This is a genomic window from Clostridium sp. CM027 (genome assembly GCF_024730565.1).
Taxonomy (GTDB): domain Bacteria; phylum Bacillota; class Clostridia; order Clostridiales; family Clostridiaceae; genus Clostridium_AD; species Clostridium_AD estertheticum_B.
This window is the reverse complement of sequence record NZ_CP077725.1, coordinates 686,350-704,694: the sequence shown is the minus strand read 5'-3', so window position 1 is coordinate 704,694 and position 18,345 is coordinate 686,350. Positions and strand designations below refer to the sequence as shown.

Here is an 18,345-nt window from a genome sequence, read left to right as displayed (position 1 = left end):
CTATTGGAATGCCTGAGTAGTAACGATAAATCAAATCATTTTACATACCATTTTTGAAATATAGTAGCTATAATTACAGGCTAACTATTGTTTTTTTAAAATAAAATAAAATTCAACTCCAATTTCTGTGTTTTCTACTCCACAGCTACCACCATGAAGTAATACTATGTTTTTGACTATGGAAAGACCTAGACCAGTTCCCCCAAGCTTTCTAGTTCTTGATTTATCGATTTTATAGAAGTTATCCCATATCTTATTTTTTTCAGTATCATCAATTTTACTTCCGCTATTTTCCACTTCGACGCGGATAGCACCCTCTATATTTATCATTTTTACTGTTATGGATCCGCCATCATAGGTATGTCTTATTGCATTAGTCATATAGTTTGTTAGTACCTGTTCTATTCTGTTCCAATCTGCATTTACTTTTACATTTTGGATTAAATTTAATTCGAGCTTAATGTTTTTTTCATTAAGTAGGGATGAAAATTTCTTAGTAACTGGATTTATTAGTTCATCAAGAAAAAATACTTCCTCAATCAATTTAAAATTCCCAGATTCTAGTTGAGACAAATTCAACATATCTGATACTAAATTGTTCATTTTCCTTGATTCATCCATTATGACATCAATAAAATATTGTTTTTCTGCGCCTTCTAAAACATCATCGTTTAACGCTAGTGTATACCCCTCTATAAGGGTTATAGGAGTTTTAAGCTCGTGGGAAACTGCTGCCACAAAGTCTTTCCTCATTTCTGTTAGTTTCTTTTCTTTCTCAATATCCTTTTCTAATTGTGCGTTAGATTCTTTAAGTGAGGTTAATGCTTCATTTAAATTTTCTGATAGAAGGTTAAGTGAAGTCGCGAGAGCTCCTATTTCATCTTCACTTTTAACCTCACATTTTTCTGTAAGGTCAAGCTTTGCCATTTTAGCTGCCGTCTTAGTTATTTTTATCAATGGCTTTGCAATCATGCTTGAGTAAATTAAAGAAAGAAATAGAGTTATAACTAGGGCACCTATGTAGAAATACAAGTAAAATACCTTTATAACTTGAACGGCTTCATTTACTGGCTGTAGCGAAGCAAAAGCATACACAATTTCATCGCTATTTTCAGCATATAATATACCTGATACACTTGCTACCATATCGGGGGTTTCTTCAGTAGTAAAAATCAGGGATTTTCCTTCTTCTTTAAATTTATTAATACCACCGCTATTTTCTATTTCAGATGACATTATTTGGTTCATGATTCTAACTTTTATAGAGTCTTTTCTTTCATCAATTGTTTTTGTAAGATATTTTAAATTTCCTAATCTATCTCGTGTAATTATTTTATAGTTATTGTTTTCTTCAAAAGAACTAACTAAATTAATTTTATCTTCATCTTTTTGGAGTAAAGAATATTCGCTTTTGAATTTAACAAGATTATGTTCAAGATTATTCTTTTTCCATTTTATATAAAACTGCTCAAAAAATGCAGACTGCACTATCAAATTAGTAGTTATAAAAACTATAAAAACTATAGAGGTTATAGCGAAAAGCTTTCTAGTGATGCTCTTTTTACTTTTCATTTTTCGCCTCGAATTTATATCCAGCTCCTCTTATGGTTGCTATAAGATAAGATTTTTCACCTAGCTTCTCTCTTAATCTTTTTATAACAGTATCTACAGTTCTTAAATCTCCAAAGTAGTCAATACCCCATAAAGCATCCAATATTTTTTCTCTACTTAATACGATCCTTTTATTAAGTATAAAATAATTTAGTAGTTCAAATTCCTTTGGGGATAGATATATTTCACTATTATCTACATTAACCTCATGGCTTAAATTATCAACTACAAGGCCGTCAAAGTTATTTCCTTCCTTTAGAACAGGTTCAGTGCTGTAAGTTCGCCTTATAATTGCTTTCACTTTAGCAACTAGTAGCTTTGGGACAAATGGCTTCGTAATATAATGATCCGTGCCTAATTCAAACCCCAATAATTCATCATCTTCTTCGGATTTAGCTGTGAGCATTATAACAGGGATATTTGAGGTCTTTCTTATTTCCTTGCATACATCCCAGCCATCCATAATAGGCATCATTACATCTAAAATAATCAAATCTACTTTATTTTTATTAAATATATTAACAGCTTCATTGCCATTTTCTGCTTGCAAAATATTATATTGTTCTTTCCTTAAATAAATGGACACAAGATTTCTAATTCTTTCTTCATCATCTACAATTAAAATGGTTTCATTCATATATTTTCTCCTTTATATAGCTAGTGTAGCACTTGCTAATTTTCAACTTTCTTTTATATTATATAATAATACCAGTAATAATCATAATTTATTATATTTCAACTAACATAAAAGTAATATGAAAACTTACTCAGCGAAAGGGAGGGCACAAAGGAAGTGTAAATTAGTATATTGCAGCTCCACAGGAGATGATTTAATTATTTTATTCGTTTCTATCCTTTATATATATAATAAAGTTATACCATGGCACTTAAACGGCAAAAATGTTAACAAATTATGAAGGGCACTATAAACTTTTAAGCCACAATAATAATTCTTATTTTTAATAAAAAACTTATTGTCTTTAATAAAAATAGAAATCTATGCAGTTCCTCTAATAATAAGCTCTGTTTCAAAGTAAACTTGTTTTTCAAAAGGTAACTCACCATTTATTACACCTATTAAAATACTGCAGGCTTTTTTGCCCATTTTATATATAGGTTGTGCTATTGTTATAAGTTCTGGTTCTATAATTTCTGATATACGGATATTATCAAAGCCAACAACGGATATATCTCTTGGAATTTTATACCCATTTCGCAGTAAAATTTTCATCCCACCAAGGGCCATCATATCGTTACTATAAAAAATAGCATCCAAATTGGGGAAAGTACTTATTATTTTTTGCGTAGCTAGTACACCACCTTCAACATTAAAGGCTCCTTCAAATATATACTTTTTATCATATATTCCACAATTCTTCATTCACTCAATATAGCCCTCTAATCTTTGTTTTGATACTTCTAAATTTTCCCTTCCCTTTACGAAAACTATTTTACGGTTTCTCTTTTCATATAAGTACTTAATACCATTTTTTACACCCTGCTTGTTTAAACAAAATACCCCATAATCATCTTTATATCCTTCAATATATCTATCCACCAATACAAAAGGTATGTTATTGCTTTTTAGTATGGTTATACTTTCATTACTTTTACCTCCAGACATAAAAATAATGCCATCTATAAGTTTACTTATAAGAAGTTCAATATATTTTTGCTCTTTATCAATATCATTATCAGTGTTACATATTATTAAATTATATTCTAATCCTTCTGCCTCATCCTCAATAGCTCTTGCCATTTCTGCGAAAAATGGATTTGTGATATCTGGCAGTATAATTCCTATAGTACCGGATTTCTTGGTGCTAAGGCTTCTAGCTATGGAGTTAGGAATATAACTCATTTTCTTAGCAATTTCTAATACCCTTTTTCTGGTTGCGTCGCTTATGCTAGAATCCTTTTTATTCATAACCATTGAAACTGTGGCCTTTGAAACACCAGCCATTTCCGCTATATCCTTCATTGTTACATTATTCATAATCATCCTCCGATTTGTAGTAAATAATGCTATTGATTAAATCATCTTCTTCGAAGCTGAAACATCGTTGATCATCTAGCATCTAATAGTAGTAACCTATTCACAAAGTATACTTTTAACAATTATAATCTCATAAAATTATAACCCTGAGGATAATCCCCTGGGTTATAATTTTTATATTCTATTATTATTAGGGGAAGACTTGTTGTAAAATGAAGTTAAACCAATAAAAAAATCGTTACTACTCAGCCATTGCAAATCAACAAAACCCTTATATTGAAAAAAAGGGTTTTGGTTATACAACGTCGACTATAAACATCAGATAAATTAAAAATATGATTTGACTGGTGGTGAATATTTTGGATGAGCTAAAAATTATTAATAGTTATAATGATGGAGTTTCTGAAATTATTTCCTTAATTAAGGAAACTAATAGAGAATTAACAAATCATATTAATACTCTAACTACCGAAATAAAAGCTCTCAGGGAAGAGAATGTCAGACTTCTTGCACGAAATATTGAGTTAGAAACCATGCATAATAAAAACCCTATGTGTTAAGATAGTTGTCGTAGAGATAAATATAGTATACTATACAGTATAGGCTTTACGAGAGGAGAAATATATCATGGTTAGTAAAATTGGGTACCCTGAAGAAATAAGAAAAGAAGTACTTGCAAGAGTAACAGGATCCGGAAAAGAAAGTATAACTAAAGTTTCACTAGATAAAAAGATAAATAAAGGTACAATTTATAAATGGATTAAAGATGCTGAAAAAAAAGAGGGAATAAAGATTTTAAGACAAAATGGTGATTGGACATCAGAGGAAAAATTTCATATGGTTCTTGAGGCAGCCACTTTAACTGAGCAAGAACTTGGTGAATATTGCAGAAGAAAAGGTACCTACAAAGATGATATAAAAGCCTGGAAATCACAATGTATTAATGCAAACAGTGGTAGCATAGAAGATCCTAAAAAATTAAAAACTGAACTAAAAGAAGAAAAAGATAAAGTCAGAAAAATTGAAAAAGAACTTAGATTCAAAGAAAAAGCTTTAGCCGAAACAGCGGCACTTTTAGTACTAAGAAAAAACGTCCATGCGATTTGGGGGGACCAAGAGGAAGACTAATCAGTGCCTCAGATCGCATTAAAGCTTTAAAACTGATTGATGAAGCGGTGCAGGCTGGTGCTCGGGTGAGCCCATGCTGCAACGAAGTTGGAATATCGACTAGGACCTATGATCGATGGTCGCTAACGCCAGAATCCACGGAAGATAAACGTCCCATAGTATATAGGAATCCTCCTAAAAACAAACTTAGTGATGAAGAAAGAGCTGAGATTCTACAAGTTATAAATAGCCATGAGTATGCTGATTTAGTACCTGCACAAATAGTCCCAAAGCTTGCTGATCAGGGAATTTACATTTCTTCAGAATCTACGATTCACAGAATACTTAGAGAAGAAAAACAAAACAGTCATAGATTTAAGACGAAGGCGCCTGTAAAAAGGTTTCCGCCTACCCACATAGCAACCGCACACAAAACCAAGTTTGGACGTGGGACATAACCTGGCTTGACGGCTCTGTGAAAGGTCTATACTTTAAGCTATACCTGATACTAGATATGTTCAGCCGTATGATTGCTGGTTATGAAGTTTGGGAAACAGAGAATGCAGAATATGCCCAAATCCTTGTTAAACGCGCCATTCTTTCTCAGAAAATATCAGGTAAGCCTCTTATACTTCACTCTGATAATGGAAGTCCTATGAAGGCTGCAACTTTCCTTGCTACATTAGAGAAGCTAGGGGTTCAAAGTTCATTCTCAAGGCCTAGAGTAAGCAACGACAACCCATATTCAGAATCATTATTTAAGACAATGAAATATGTTCCTTCATTCCCTAATGGTGGTTTTGCTAATATTTCAGACGCACGTGAATGGGTAACTAGGTTTGTTTACTGGTACAACCATGTTCATATGCATAGTGGCATCAAATATTTGACCCCATACCAGCGCCATTATAGCTTGGATAAAAACATCATAGAGAATAGAAAAAAAGTGTATAAAATGGCAAAAGAAAATCATCCTGAAAGGTGGCGTAGGGAAATAAGAAATTGGGATTTGCCAAAATATGTGGCATTAAATCCAATAAAGGAAGAAGAGCTTGGTTGTATAGAGACAGCGTCGTCATAAAAACATCAAAATTTAAAATTGCGACAACTATGTTGACAAACTCCGAAAATAGTAATAACAGTAGCAAGCCACCGTCAACAAATAATAATAAAAAGCCCTCAAATAGCCGAACAAAGACCGGTAGGTCCTCAGGAGGGCAAGCTGGTCATATTGGAAAAACTCTTTTAAAAATTGATAATCCAGATAATATTATAGATATAAGAAAAAAAACTTGTAATTGTGGCTGTGATTTATCTGGTCTTGAAGGTAAAATCCAAACTAGACAAGTAGTTGATTTACCTCAGATTGTTATGAATGTTACGGAGTATAGAACCCACGAAGTGGTATGTCCCGATTGCAAAGAAGTTCATAAAACTGATTTTCCAGTAACAGTAGCTCAGTCTGTACAGTATGGTGAAAACCTGCAGGCGTTAATGGTATACCTTTCAAACTATCAACTTGTACCTCTTGCTAGAACAACTGAAATTATTAAAAACCATACTGGTAAAAATATTAGCCAAGGAACTATTGTGAATGCAAATAAACGTCTTTATGATAGTCTTGAAATATTTGAAAATACTATTAAAGAACAACTTAAAAATGCCGAAGTACTTCATGTTGACGAATCAGGACTACGTTTAAAAGGTAAAATAAATTGGGTTCATGTTGCATCCACAAGTAGTATTACGCATTATGCCATACATAAAAAAAGAGGCTCAATTGCTACCAATGAGATAGGTATACTTCCAGATTTTGAAGGAACCATGGTTCATGATCATTGGAAACCATATTATACATTCACAAACTGTACTCATGCTGAGTGTAATGCTCCTAATATGAGAATTTTAAAAGGTATAAATGAAAACTTTGGTCATATATGGGCTACTGACATGGGAAGCCTTTTGATTGAGATAAAAAGAGAAGTTGATTCTCTTAAATCTAAAGGAGTAACTTCTATGGCTGAAAGTGATATCAAAGCTTATGATGAAAAGTACAAAACTATCATTGCTCAAGGCAAAATAGAGGATGCAGAAAAATGTTCTGTTATACTATCGAAGAAAACAGGGCAGCCTGTAAAAAACGATGCTTTGAGACTTCTACGAAAGTTAGAAGAATATGATGTTGAAACACTTTCGTTTATGTATGACTTCAACATTCCATTCGAAAATAATTTAGCCGAGCGAGATATCAGAATGGTAAAGCTCAGACAAAAGATATCTGGCTGCTTTAGAAGTGATGATGGTGGTAGCCTGTTCTGTAGAATAAGAAGCTATATTTCTACCTGCAATAAGAATGGGCAAGATATAATGGAATCACTGAAGAACGCAATAAAAGGTGAACCATTTATACCAGAAAAGATATAGCTATATTTAATTTTATATTAGGGGACGCCTTTGAACTGCCCCCTGTCAAGTAGACAGTGGAAATAATTAAAGATTTTATGTAAGGCGTCTATCATTTGGTAGGCGCTTTATTTATGCTGCATTACCTAATAGATATCGCTGATATTCCATTGGTGTCATGCACTTTAAACGTTTTTGATAACGTCTATTATTATAATATTCTATATAGTCTTCAATCGATTTCTTTAAGCTTTCATAGTCTTCAAATTTATGAAGATAATACATTTCTGTTTTTAAGATTCCCCAAAATCCTTCCATTGGACCATTATCAATACAATGCCCAACCCTCGACATGCTCTGTATCATTCCAGCTTTTTTTAGTTTTTCTTTAAATATTTTTGAAGTATACTGGAAACCTCGGTCACTATGAAATATTGGTTTAGCATCAGGGTATACTTTAACAGCAAGATTAAAGGTTTGATAAACCAATTGGTTATTATTAGAATGACCAATGACATATGAAACAATACTTCTATCACCTAAATCAAATATTGCACTTAGATAAGCCTTTTGTCCACTTCTCCCATATTTAAACTCGGTTACATCTGTAAGCCATTTTTTATTGACTTGTTCTGCTTTAAAATTTCTATCCAAAATATTTTCTGCAGTAACTTCAGGAGTTGACTTAATATAATTATATCTTTTTTTTCTGCATACGGATTTTAATCCTAATATCTGCATCAGACGATAAATTCGTTTATAATTAACTTTTTTATTATATTCTCTACGGATTTTAATCGTCATCTGGCGATAGCCTAAGATACCGTCTTTTTCCTCATATAACTCACAAATAAGCTTTAATAATTCTTCGTTTTTCAATACTCGGTTACTTTTTTCTCTGTGTAGCCATTTATAATATGCAGAATGGCTAACGCCGCCTATAATGCACAACTCAGTTATAGGAAATTTATCTTTGTTAGATAATTCTTGGATTGCAAGATAAGTATCTTCGTATCTAGCTTCGCTTAATATCGCCTTCTTTCTATCTCTTGGATTTTTTTTAGAAGAGCATTCTCCATCCGTAATCTTCTATTTTGTGCTTCTAAAAGCTTGTATTGAGCTTTTAGCTTTTCATCTTCTGTCATTAACTCTTCAGCCTTTGGCTTTCCACGTCGGTCCAAAAGCCCTTCAATACCAAACTGATTATACTTCTTCATCCAGGTATAAATCTGAGGATAAGATACCTTATATTTTTCAACAGTTTTATTATAACTGTTATTGTTTTCAATACAGTACTTTATGATTTCAATGCGTTCAATATAAGAAGTTTTGCGTCCTTTGGTCATGATTATTTTTCCTCCTGTTCCAGAAGATTTTATGTTTTCATGACCATTATACTTCTTTATCCAATTGCATAAAACTGTATTTGACGAAATATGATACTTAATGCATAAATCATTCAGTGAGCCATGCCCATCAAGATATTCTTTTACAATGTTAATCTTGATTTTGGCAGTATAAGAAGTATTTTTGCTAGAATGTTTTAACCCAGCTTCACCTTCTGATTTATATCGTATTACCCATTTTTGAAAAGAACTCTTATGTACTTGAAGTTTGTTGCATAAACTTAACATACTAGCTTTTCCATTTAAATATGATGTTACAGCCTTAATTTTTTGTTGGTCTGATATAGTTGATTTTCTTCCCATAAAAAAATAGCCCTCCTTATAGTAAACAGTTTTATTATTTTAACTGTCTACCATAAGGGGAGCATATCACTTTCGGCTCCCTTTAATTTAGTATGTTCTTTTTTAGAGATGAGGGTCTACGACCATATTTTTATATTACCACAGGCACTCCCTATTGGGAATGCCTGTGTAGTAACAAAAAATCCATAGTGGATTATTCTGTGTTATGATTTAATCGACTAAGAAAAAAACACACAGGAGGATAATCACTATGGAATACCCAAATAATAACACAGAATCACGTAAAAATAAACACTTAAATTTTGAAGAACGCATTATTATTTAAATTCGTCTTAAAGATGGCTTTTCGCCATATAAGATAGCTAAAGAACTTAAACGTCCAATAAACACTGTTCTTAATGAAATACGCCGTGGTACTACAACTCAGATTAAACAAAGTAAACAAATTGAAATGTATCTTGCAGATACAGGGGAAGCCATTTACAAAAAGCATCGTCTGAATTCTTGTCGTGCTTTTAAGCGTTTAGATTGTTGTGATTTTATAAACTATGTAGTGGATAAGATTAAAAATTCATCATGGTCACCTGATGCTTGTGTTGGTAATTCACTTGAAACTGGACTATTTAAACGTTCTGAAATAGTCTGTACTAAAACATTGTATAACTATATCGATCTTGCTTTACTTAGTGTTAAAAATATTGATTTACCAATAAAACTACGTAGAAATATTAAGCCATCAACAGCCAAGAAACATAAGAAAATTCTTGGTAAAAGTATTGAGGAGCGCCCAGATATTATAAATAATCGCGAGCAATTTGGTCACTGGGAGATTGATACCGTAATTGGAGAAAAAGCAGGTAATGACTGTGTACTTTTGACTATTGTTGAACGTAAAACTAGGAATGCTATTGTACGTTCAATTGCAGGTAAAACAGCTAGTGCAGTTATGAATGAGCTTGCAAATATCAGCAACTTATATGGTGAGAAGTTTAGCCAAGTATTCAAGACAATAACTGGGGATAATGGTTCTGAATTTGCTGATTTATCCACACTTGAGATTGACAGTGATACAAAGGTATATTTCACTCATCCATATTCTTATTTTGAAAAAGGAACCAACGAACGTCACAATGGATTAATTCGCCGCTTCATTCCTAAATGGAAACGTATGTCAGATTATAGGGCTGCTGATATTTCATTCAGAGAGGAATGGATGAATACGCTTCCTAGGCGGATACTCCAGTACAAAACTCCTGAAGATCTATTTGAAGCACAATTAGATCTAATCTATGCAACCTAAGTAAATTCAACGATTTAAGTCATAAATAGAAATTAGTTCAATTTGTTATTGCAATTGGTCAAATCTTCTTTTTTTTCAATGTAGTATAATTTACAGTCTGATATATTTCTAAGTCTTGGAGCAAATCTGAAACCTAATAAATGAGTTAATCCAAATACTTGATCAGTATAACCTGCTGTATCAGTATAGTGTTCTTCAATCTCAAGTTCTGTTTTATGGTTGAGAAGTATATCAACTATATGAATTGCATCTCTTGAATTTGTATTTATAATACCTATTCCAAATCTTGAGTACTGATCACTTACAGCTGAGTACATTGTCACACCTTTTTCTAAGCCATAATGGTGGTTATAGCATGCATTTAAAGCTTCAACTGCCGATTTAACTCTTACTCCATCTGACGACGAAGTACTGCCATTTCCCCAATATTTAGCATAGGGCTGTTTATGTTGGCAGTTTATAATATCCGTCATAGCTTTTTCCATATTATCATCACTCATTCTCCAGTTAGCAGCATTACTTATTTGTTTGTAGGTTAATCCCTTTACAGCCTGTTCCATTTTCTTAAGTCCTATATTGGTCCCTAGATCCATAAGGGCAGCTGTCACACAGGCTCTTTCATTATCTTTAGGTTCTTTGCTAGTTGAGGCATGGGTTAGCTTTTTATCAAATGATGTATATTTACAAATATCTATAATTATATCTGACAAATTTACTCTAGGCATTAAGCTATAAAGCTTAGAAGATAATTTTTTTGCCTCATCAGGAACTGATTTTTCTAAGCTTGATAATACAAACTTATTGTTTTCTATAGATACCCCTTTCAGGGTTTTTATATTATCGGACACATATTTAAATTTACTATTTAGCAGCTCCAATCTAGATTTTAAATATTTTTCAACATCCAAGGACACTTTAAAATCAGTATTTTCAATAAGGGTGAAGAGCCATTATGGAGAGACATATTATATTCACTTGAATGTCCTAAAACATTTATTTTTGGAGAGAACTCGTTGCCCGATCCAGATATGCAGGTGCTCTCTGATCATGGTATTAAAATTGAGATTGTAGAGAAAGCTGGGCACTCTATGGCTTGGGAGAATCCAAAAGGGCTAGCTGAAGCAATTATAAAAGGCATATAAGTAAATTGAGAAAAATGAATTTGTTTTACATTCGAACTATTCTTATAGTGTGACTCAAATCCTACCGTTTTCATTTTTAAGAAATATGTTTAAAATATATTTTAGAGTAATTAAAACACGGATATAATCAAAGAATTTTTTGAATATATCCGCGTTTTGGTAATATATGTCTTAACGTATAAAATCCGCGTTTTGCGGTTACTACCCCACAATTAAATATTTTTTTTATAATTCTAATTATGAATAATAGCAATTGCAAACAATACCTATTAATAATTACTAGCTGATTGCGAAACTCTATAAAATTTTAGGGAAAAATTATATTATTCTTTTTGAATTTTATCGAACTTACTAAGCTGCAAATTAATTAGAACAAAATCTCCCTACGGTCGAGTTAGCAAATTCGCTTTTGTCTAACTATTAAATTGATGATAAGAATATATTGTTTTTATCGTTTGTAAAGTACTACAGAACTTTGAGCATCAACTACAACAGAATCACCTTTAAACTTCTTAATGGTTTTTATTCCTGCTTTTTTTCCATCAACAACAATATTCCACTTAGTATTTTCAGGTAACTTTATTGTGGTCTCAGTTTTATTTGAATTAAAAGCCACAACTATATTGTTCCATTTATCTTTGTTTGCATTATCTATAATTGAATAAGCTACAACATTAGCTGCAGTATTTATAAATTTTAGGTTATTCCTAATCATTTCAGCAGAATCCATTCTAAAGGCTGGATGAGTTTTCCTCAGTTGAATTAACCCTTTTACATAATTTACAGTATTAATATTATCCGACATTCTATTCCAATCAAGTAAATTTACACTGTCATCTGAATTATAGGAATTTGGATTTCCACCCTTGGTTCTTAAAAATTCTTGACCTGCCTGGAAGAAGGAAATTCCTTGTGAAGTAAAAATAATACTGTTTGCTAATCTATCCATTTTTAATCTCGTAGCATCGGTATCATTAGGATTAGTAAGAATAAGTTTATCCCACAATGTGTTGTTGTCATGAGCTTCTACATAAGCAACAGATTGCAATGGGTTAACCTTTCCCCAGGTTGTGATATCCTTTGAATAATCAATTGCACCTACGATACCTTTTTTGATATCTAGTTCTGCTCCAATTTTTCCATTAACAAAGCCTGTTCCTTTTGCATCAAATACACTACCTTTTATTCCGTCTCTAATAGTATCATTAAAAAAACTTATATTCGATAATTTATCTGCATTTTTCTGATCTGACTTATCTTCTGGTTTCAAGGTTGCACCCATATCCCAGCCTTCTCCAATAACTACTATACTTGGATCAATTTTATTTAAGGCTTTTCTTACCTCATTCATGGTTTGAGTATCAGTAAGACCCATAAGGTCAAATCTGAAACCATCTAAATTATATTCCTTAGCCCAATGAACTACAGAGTCCACAATAAATTTTCTTGCCATGGAATTTTCTGAAGCTATAGTATTTCCACATCCACTTTCATTAGCAAGAGTGCCATCAGTATTGTATCTAAAATAATAACCAGGTACTAGTTTATTAAAATTCGAGTTATCTGCACTAAACATATGGTTATAAACTACATCCATAGTTACTCTTAAATTGTTACCATGTAGGGATTGAACAGCTTCCTTTAATTCCTTAACTCTTATATTAGGATTATACGCATCTGTTGAGTAACTACCCTCTGGAGCATTGTAATTCTTAGGATCATAGCCCCAATTATACTGTGGTTTTGAAGAGGCTTCATCCACACTTGCATAATCAAATATAGGCATAAGCTGCACATGTGTTACACCTAGTTTCTTTATATAATCAATTCCAGTTTTTAATCCATTAGGTAATTTTGTACCTGTTTCAGTAAAAGCCAAAAATTTTCCCTTATTTTTCATTCCACTATTGGGATCAATAGAAAAATCTCTGACATGCGTTTCATATATTATTGCATTGTTTAACTTTCCGAATTTAGGTTTTTTGTTAGGTTCCCATTTATCAGGATTGGTATCCTTTAAATCTATTACAGCTCCTTTGTCTCCATTAGCAGAAACAGAACGAGCATAGGGATCCACAGCTTCATTCCATTTACCTTCAACATTAACCTTATATGTATAAAATATGTTCTTCCGGTCTCCTTTTAATTCTGCTACCCATGTTCCTTTTTCACTTTTATTCATATTGATAGCAGTACCAGTTTTGTCATCCCAATTTTTGTAGACTACCAGTTTAGCCTCAATAGCGGTAGGCGCCCATACTCTAAATCTTGTTTTATCCTTAGTATAAGTATTTCCTAGATCATTTCCAGCATAATAGAACTTTTTATCAAACTCATCACTTCCCATTGCATCTCCTGAAATTACATCATTAGAAATTACCTTTGTTTTACTTCGTGCAAACGTTTGCAAATTTGGCAATAAAAAAAATACATTTGTAAAAGCTAAAACTAATGTCAAAGACATTATCAGACCCTTATTAGTTTTTTTTATTCTTTTTAATTTCACAATTGCCCTCCTTAAAAATTTTTTTCTTTATTTTCTCTTTATACCATTCGACATTAATTCAATTTTTCCTTTATATATTTTTCTAATAGGGGTAGTAACCGCAAAACGCGGATTTTATACGTTAAGACATGTATTACCAAAATACCGATATATTCAAAGAATTCTTTGAATATATCGGTATTTTAATTACTCTAAAATATATTTTAAACATATTTCTTAAAAATGAAAAAGGTAGGATTTGAGTCACACTAAAAGAAATATACGACAGAACTGAATCTAAAATTATGTTACATCAACTCTACAACTTGAAATTTATTGCTTAGACATTATACCCCTTTGCAATAATTTTTTTTAAATCTTCTTTTAAATTATTGCTTTTATACTCTCCACCATGGAAACATATAATTTTTTCAATATCCAAATTGACAATTTTCTTTAGTGAATTTATTTCTGCCCCTTTATCTAACACAAATTGTTCATCCGCAATACCTAATATACCACCTTCTGAAATTAACATGTCTCCACTTATTAAGGTTTTCATTGATTCAATATAAATAGAAATATGTCCTGGCATATGCCCTGATGTTTCAATAACCTTTACTCCATTACATATAATTTCATTATCTGTAACTGCTAAAGCAGAATCCAAATACTCTACACTTTTTATCATTTGTATAAACCCAGCGTCTGCCTCCAATTTTTCTGCCTGTTCTAATCGAAGTGATTTCTTTTTTCCTAAAACATATGGGATTTGCTCTGCGTGTAGTGCGTCAAAATATAGCTTTATGGAACTGCATTCCTAAGTCAAATTATAACTATAACACTAATAATTATCTAGCGATTAATTGCTTTTTTAATAATCACATTATTTCTATGACAAAAGCTCCTAATGACTTGACATCATCAGGAGCTTAATTTATGCTTATTATTAAAACTAGAGAAAGGAAAAGGGAGAACCCCCGCCATCCAAAGCAACGTTCTCCCTTTAAAATAAGAGTTAAAAACTCTTATAAAACTATTATTATGATAAGACTATTTTCACAATTATACAAGTGTTTTAATCAAATTTCTTTTAAAAATGAGATAGCTGCCTTTGATAAATATGTAAGCACGGTCAATACAGCGACTTTAGTATGTCCATTTTGTGGCGCTAAACATGCATTATCCTCATTTGATTCTTACAAACGTCATCTTGTGACCTATGGGAATAATACTGCTCAAGATAATACGATCACCATTCTCAGATATATTTGTTCATCCTGTGGACATACCCATGCCCTCCTACCTTCGGTAATTGTGCCGTATATGTCATTTAGTTTTAAATTCACTGTATCCCTCATCCATGACTATCTTGTACATAAATATCGCTCCGTGGAAGGTATGTGTGAGCATTATGGAATTGCTATATCTACATTCTATCGAATTTTAAAGAAGTTTAAAGAACATAAACAGCTATGGCTTGGCCTTTTAGAGGAAAAGCTTATTTCAAATTTAAGTTTTATACAGCATATCATAAATAGCTCTTTTGATGAAATTGAGAACTTTATAATACAATTTTTCAAGCAAAATGGTTTATCGTTTTTTCAAGGAACGTCATAATTTAACTATAACCATATTTTCTTCATTTTAATTTATCCATACCACTTAATACGATAATGGTCATTGGAATGCCCATGTGATACCATTTTTCTAGAGGTGATGATAAATGAATAACAAAGAAATAATCGAAATAGCATCTATTAGATTAGCACTAATAGATGCTATAAATAATACTTTTACTGAGCAATCTAAAATTGCTTATTATAGACGTGTTTCTATTAACCCTGTAAAATTACCTAACGGTAATTCAGTTTTGTATAGCCCGGGGACGCTTTCTAATTGGGAATCAGAGTATAATAGATTTGGTTTTGATGCCCTTCTTCCGAAGACGCGTAGCGATATAGGTCAAACCAGAAAGCTAAGTGATGTAGCCATAGAGCAGATATACACTTTAAAAAACAACTTCCCTAGAATTAATGCTACGCTTATATATTATAAACTCATCGAAGATGGCTTTATTAAAGAAAATGATGTATCAATTTCGACAGTTCAGCGGTTTATAAAAAACAAGGACCTTAAATCTGCTAGATGTATCAACATGAAAGATAGAAAAGCTTTTGAAGAAGAGTTTGCAACTGGTATGTATCAAGGAGACACGTGTTACGGTCCATTTATAACTGAAAATGGTGAGCGTAAGCGGACGTACGTAATTATGCTAATAGATGATAAGTCTAGGCTAATAGTAGGCGGTAGATTCTTTTACAATGATAATTCTTATAACTTTCAGAAAGTACTTAAAGAGGCTGTAGCTAGGTATGGAATTCCCAATAAGATCTACTTGGATAATGGTTCTCCGTACAGAAATGAACAATTAAGCCTTATATGCGGCTCTCTTGGAATAGTAGAGCTCCACACAATGGTAAGAGATGGAGCATCAAAAGGAAAGGTAGAAAGAAATTTCAGGACATTAAAAAGTAGATGGCTAAATGCTTTAGATGTAGAATCCATTTCCTCCTTAGCGGAGCTAAATGATGAATTATTCACCTATATTAATAAGCATAACATAACTATTCATTCTTCTACAAATCAGCGCCCTATTGATAGATATAAGAGCGATTTAGCTCATGTGAAAGTAGCATCTAACAGTGAATGGCTAGATAATTGTTTTATGAATCGCGTACAACGCAGAGTAAATAATGATGCAACTATAAGCATTGATAAAACCTCTTATGATGTACCTATGCAATTTATAAAACAGAAGGTTGAAGTGCGGTATCTACCTGATGACCTGGACAGTGGTTATATCTATTATGAGAAGATTAAATATAGCATTAGAAAAACAAACAAGGTTGAAAATGGTAAAACTAAACGTAAAAACCCACTTAATATAGACTATTCAAAGGATGGTGTTAAATATGTTTAAGCAGTTTTATGGTATGAGCTTAAACCCTTTTGAAAAAGGCATTAAAGAAAAAGATGCATATATATCAAGGGATTTAAAAGAAATGATATCAAGACTTGATTATATTAATGAAACTAGAGGCATTGGATTATTTACGGCTTCGGCTGGGTCTGGAAAAACTTTTGCTCTTAGATGTTTCGCGAAGAAAGTCAATCCGAATTTAGCAAAGGTTATTTATCTTTGCCTTACTACCGTAACTACTACTGAGTTTTATCGTCAGTTTTGTATCTCCTTAGGACTTGAACCTTCCTCTCGTAAATCAGATATGTTTAAAAGTATAAAAGATTATATGGAAAGCATGAGCAGTGACAAACGTCTTCATTACATACTTGTATGGGATGAAGCACAGTATTTGAGTAACGACATATTAAAGGAATTAAAACTACTCATGAATTTTTCTATGGACTCAAAGGATTGTTTTTCACTGGTTTTAATAGGCCACCCTATACTTAATAACATCTTAGAAAAACAGATACATGAAGCATTAAAGCAAAGGATCATAATAAATTATGATTTTGAAGGACTTTCAGAGACTGAGGCTATAGAATACATTCATTCTAGACTCTCATTGGCAGGTGCTTCTTCTGAAATAATTGATGATAATGCCATTTTAGCTGCATATAGCAGCTGCGCTGGTTCTATAAGACGTCTAAATATGATATTAACAAAGTCTTTAATAATAGGTGCGCAGCACGAAAAAACAATAATTGACACGGACACAATAATGGCTGCAGCCAATGAAATATCGCTTCGTTAACCGTAAATTATTTTTTAGGAGGATTGTCTATGCCAATTAAATTTAAGTGTACAATGAAAACGGGCAAAAAAACAGAAAACTGGTCTGGGATGATAACTAAATTAACTAAATTTGGCAGTCATTACGAGCTTAAGATTGAAAGTAGAAGTAGATTTATTGTAGTTATAGGCAAAACAAGTTATGGTAATTTTGCTTGTATTCCTGATTATGATGTAGGCTGTCATCTTTCTACCTTAAATGATTTATTTTGGAACTCTGAACGCTTACGTGAGATTATGAATAAAGTAGATGCCATAACTGTGGCTCACGCATTACAAGCTGTCGCTGAATATATTGATTTAACCTAACATGTTTGGGTAGCTATTATTGCTACTCATTTTTTATATAAAAGTGGCCTGCCGGCTAAGAGAAATTATATTAATAAAGTGATTTTTTCTTATTGATAAAGTGATTTTATAGGTATAATCTGACGTAAATCACATATTAATAATAGAAATAAAATGACGTTTCAATTAGTTATAATTTGCCGTTTAACACTCTGCGGAACACTTCACCTTTACAGAAGGATATTTTTTTACAAGTTCCTTTACTGCTCCCATATGGTCATGGTCGTGGTGAGTTAAAATAACTTGTTAAAGATTTCTGATATCCAACCTATTTTGCTCAAAAGCTTTTTCTATTACTGACAAAAACATAGGATAACCTGTGTCAATTAAAATTAAATCATCATTGTTTTTAATTACAACTGATTAAATATAAAATTTCATTTCACCCATTTCAAACAATAATGGTAACGTTATTAGTTCAGCCATT

Annotated in this window: 19 protein-coding genes and 1 pseudogene; 11 read left to right on the top strand and 9 right to left on the bottom strand. The window is 32.1% G+C overall.

Annotated elements, in window-relative coordinates:
• Window positions 1-84: 84 nt before the first annotated feature.
• The 3 genes and pseudogenes from KTC92_RS03485 to KTC92_RS03475 all read right to left on the bottom strand — a co-directional run bounded on the left by KTC92_RS03485 (window position 85) and on the right by KTC92_RS03475 (window position 3,607).
• A complete protein-coding gene (locus tag KTC92_RS03485) occupies window positions 85-1,572 on the bottom strand; it encodes a HAMP domain-containing sensor histidine kinase (RefSeq protein ID WP_220287228.1) in 1,488 nt (495 codons plus the stop codon).
• Complete coding sequence (locus KTC92_RS03480) at window positions 1,562-2,248, bottom strand: response regulator transcription factor (RefSeq protein WP_220287230.1); 687 nt, start codon at window positions 2,246-2,248, stop codon at window positions 1,562-1,564. The genes KTC92_RS03485 and KTC92_RS03480 overlap by 11 nt, the downstream gene beginning before the upstream one ends.
• 360 nt (window positions 2,249-2,608) lie before the next feature.
• Window positions 2,609-3,607 (bottom strand): annotated as a pseudogene (locus KTC92_RS03475) (LacI family DNA-binding transcriptional regulator).
• Window positions 3,608-3,966: 359 nt separating this feature from the next.
• Here KTC92_RS03475 and KTC92_RS03470 point away from each other — a divergent pair.
• From KTC92_RS03470 to KTC92_RS03450, 5 genes are all read left to right on the top strand, one after another.
• Window positions 3,967-4,167 carry a hypothetical protein gene (locus tag KTC92_RS03470; RefSeq protein WP_220287232.1) on the top strand — a complete coding sequence of 67 codons (201 nt, stop codon included), beginning with the start codon at window positions 3,967-3,969 and terminating at the stop codon, window positions 4,165-4,167.
• 67 nt (window positions 4,168-4,234) lie between these two features.
• Entirely contained in the window at window positions 4,235-4,735 is a 501-nt protein-coding gene (locus KTC92_RS03465) for a hypothetical protein (RefSeq protein WP_220287247.1), read from the top strand.
• A complete protein-coding gene (locus KTC92_RS03460; RefSeq protein WP_220287235.1) occupies window positions 4,711-5,172 on the top strand; it encodes a helix-turn-helix domain-containing protein in 462 nt (153 codons plus the stop codon). Before KTC92_RS03465 ends, KTC92_RS03460 begins: the two co-directional genes overlap by 25 nt.
• 17 nt (window positions 5,173-5,189) lie before the next feature.
• Window positions 5,190-5,795 carry an integrase core domain-containing protein gene (locus KTC92_RS03455; RefSeq protein WP_258280677.1) on the top strand — a complete coding sequence of 202 codons (606 nt, stop codon included), beginning with the start codon at window positions 5,190-5,192 and terminating at the stop codon, window positions 5,793-5,795.
• A gap of 29 nt (window positions 5,796-5,824) precedes the next feature.
• Window positions 5,825-7,138, top strand: coding sequence for an IS66 family transposase (locus KTC92_RS03450; RefSeq protein ID WP_258280676.1), 1,314 nt, complete (start codon window positions 5,825-5,827; stop codon window positions 7,136-7,138).
• Window positions 7,139-7,249: 111 nt separating this feature from the next.
• On the opposite strand, the gene KTC92_RS03445 is transcribed toward KTC92_RS03450, so the two are convergent.
• Window positions 7,250-8,149 carry an IS3 family transposase gene (locus tag KTC92_RS03445; protein WP_258280758.1) on the bottom strand — a complete coding sequence of 300 codons (900 nt, stop codon included), beginning with the start codon at window positions 8,147-8,149 and terminating at the stop codon, window positions 7,250-7,252.
• Window positions 8,143-8,826 (bottom strand): helix-turn-helix domain-containing protein, encoded by a 684-nt coding sequence (locus KTC92_RS03440; RefSeq protein WP_258280590.1) that lies wholly within the window; start codon window positions 8,824-8,826, stop codon window positions 8,143-8,145. The genes KTC92_RS03445 and KTC92_RS03440 overlap by 7 nt, the downstream gene beginning before the upstream one ends.
• Before the next feature lie 325 nt (window positions 8,827-9,151).
• Between KTC92_RS03440 and KTC92_RS03435 the strand changes: the two genes are divergently transcribed.
• A complete protein-coding gene (locus KTC92_RS03435; RefSeq protein ID WP_375294764.1) occupies window positions 9,152-10,126 on the top strand; it encodes an IS30 family transposase in 975 nt (324 codons plus the stop codon).
• Window positions 10,127-10,158: 32 nt separating this feature from the next.
• On the opposite strand, the gene KTC92_RS03430 is transcribed toward KTC92_RS03435, so the two are convergent.
• A complete protein-coding gene (locus tag KTC92_RS03430; RefSeq protein ID WP_220286543.1) occupies window positions 10,159-10,974 on the bottom strand; it encodes a Tn3 family transposase in 816 nt (271 codons plus the stop codon).
• A gap of 165 nt (window positions 10,975-11,139) precedes the next feature.
• Here KTC92_RS03430 and KTC92_RS03425 point away from each other — a divergent pair, with 165 nt between their 5' ends.
• Entirely contained in the window at window positions 11,140-11,268 is a 129-nt protein-coding gene (locus tag KTC92_RS03425; RefSeq protein ID WP_258280675.1) for a hypothetical protein, read from the top strand.
• A gap of 448 nt (window positions 11,269-11,716) precedes the next feature.
• Here the strand turns inward: KTC92_RS03425 and pulA are convergent, their stop codons facing one another.
• Window positions 11,717-13,774: a type I pullulanase gene (gene pulA, locus KTC92_RS03420; RefSeq protein WP_258280674.1), complete on the bottom strand. Its 2,058-nt coding sequence runs from the start codon at window positions 13,772-13,774 to the stop codon at window positions 11,717-11,719.
• Window positions 13,775-14,093: 319 nt separating this feature from the next.
• Window positions 14,094-14,444, bottom strand: coding sequence for an MBL fold metallo-hydrolase (locus tag KTC92_RS03415; protein WP_258280673.1), 351 nt, complete (start codon window positions 14,442-14,444; stop codon window positions 14,094-14,096).
• Window positions 14,445-14,692: 248 nt separating this feature from the next.
• Between KTC92_RS03415 and KTC92_RS03410 the strand changes: the two genes are divergently transcribed.
• The 4 genes from KTC92_RS03410 to KTC92_RS03395 all read left to right on the top strand — a co-directional run bounded on the left by KTC92_RS03410 (window position 14,693) and on the right by KTC92_RS03395 (window position 17,879).
• Window positions 14,693-15,373, top strand: a complete 681-nt coding sequence (locus KTC92_RS03410; RefSeq protein WP_220286544.1) for a DUF6431 domain-containing protein — start codon at window positions 14,693-14,695, stop codon at window positions 15,371-15,373.
• A 106-nt stretch (window positions 15,374-15,479) separates the two neighbouring features.
• The gene (locus tag KTC92_RS03405; RefSeq protein WP_220286545.1) at window positions 15,480-16,736 is read left to right on the top strand and encodes a DDE-type integrase/transposase/recombinase; all 1,257 of its coding nucleotides are present in this window, start codon (window positions 15,480-15,482) and stop codon (window positions 16,734-16,736) included.
• Entirely contained in the window at window positions 16,729-17,532 is an 804-nt protein-coding gene (locus KTC92_RS03400; RefSeq protein ID WP_220286546.1) for an ExeA family protein, read from the top strand. Before KTC92_RS03405 ends, KTC92_RS03400 begins: the two co-directional genes overlap by 8 nt.
• A 29-nt stretch (window positions 17,533-17,561) precedes the next feature.
• The gene (locus KTC92_RS03395) at window positions 17,562-17,879 is read left to right on the top strand and encodes a DUF6618 family protein (RefSeq protein WP_220286547.1); all 318 of its coding nucleotides are present in this window, start codon (window positions 17,562-17,564) and stop codon (window positions 17,877-17,879) included.
• A 183-nt stretch (window positions 17,880-18,062) separates the two neighbouring features.
• Here the strand turns inward: KTC92_RS03395 and KTC92_RS03390 are convergent, their stop codons facing one another.
• Complete coding sequence (locus KTC92_RS03390; protein WP_258280757.1) at window positions 18,063-18,158, bottom strand: MBL fold metallo-hydrolase; 96 nt, start codon at window positions 18,156-18,158, stop codon at window positions 18,063-18,065.
• Window positions 18,159-18,345: the final 187 nt, after the last annotated feature.

Bases quoted from the DNA above. Each gene is read 5' to 3' on its own strand.
- KTC92_RS03485 (WP_220287228.1), bottom strand. From the start codon at position 1,572: ATGAAAAGTAAAAAGAGCATCACTAGAAAGCTTTTCGCTATAACCTCT.
- KTC92_RS03480 (WP_220287230.1), bottom strand. From the start codon at position 2,248: ATGAATGAAACCATTTTAATTGTAGATGATGAAGAAAGAATTAGAAAT.
- KTC92_RS03465 (WP_220287247.1), top strand. From the start codon at position 4,235: ATGGTTAGTAAAATTGGGTACCCTGAAGAAATAAGAAAAGAAGTACTT.
- KTC92_RS03450 (WP_258280676.1), top strand. From the start codon at position 5,825: ATGTTGACAAACTCCGAAAATAGTAATAACAGTAGCAAGCCACCGTCA.
- KTC92_RS03440 (WP_258280590.1), bottom strand. From the start codon at position 8,826: ATGGGAAGAAAATCAACTATATCAGACCAACAAAAAATTAAGGCTGTA.
- KTC92_RS03415 (WP_258280673.1), bottom strand. From the start codon at position 14,444: ATGATAAAAAGTGTAGAGTATTTGGATTCTGCTTTAGCAGTTACAGAT.
- KTC92_RS03410 (WP_220286544.1), top strand. From the start codon at position 14,693: ATGCTTATTATTAAAACTAGAGAAAGGAAAAGGGAGAACCCCCGCCAT.
- KTC92_RS03405 (WP_220286545.1), top strand. From the start codon at position 15,480: ATGAATAACAAAGAAATAATCGAAATAGCATCTATTAGATTAGCACTA.
- KTC92_RS03400 (WP_220286546.1), top strand. From the start codon at position 16,729: ATGTTTAAGCAGTTTTATGGTATGAGCTTAAACCCTTTTGAAAAAGGC.
- KTC92_RS03395 (WP_220286547.1), top strand. From the start codon at position 17,562: ATGCCAATTAAATTTAAGTGTACAATGAAAACGGGCAAAAAAACAGAA.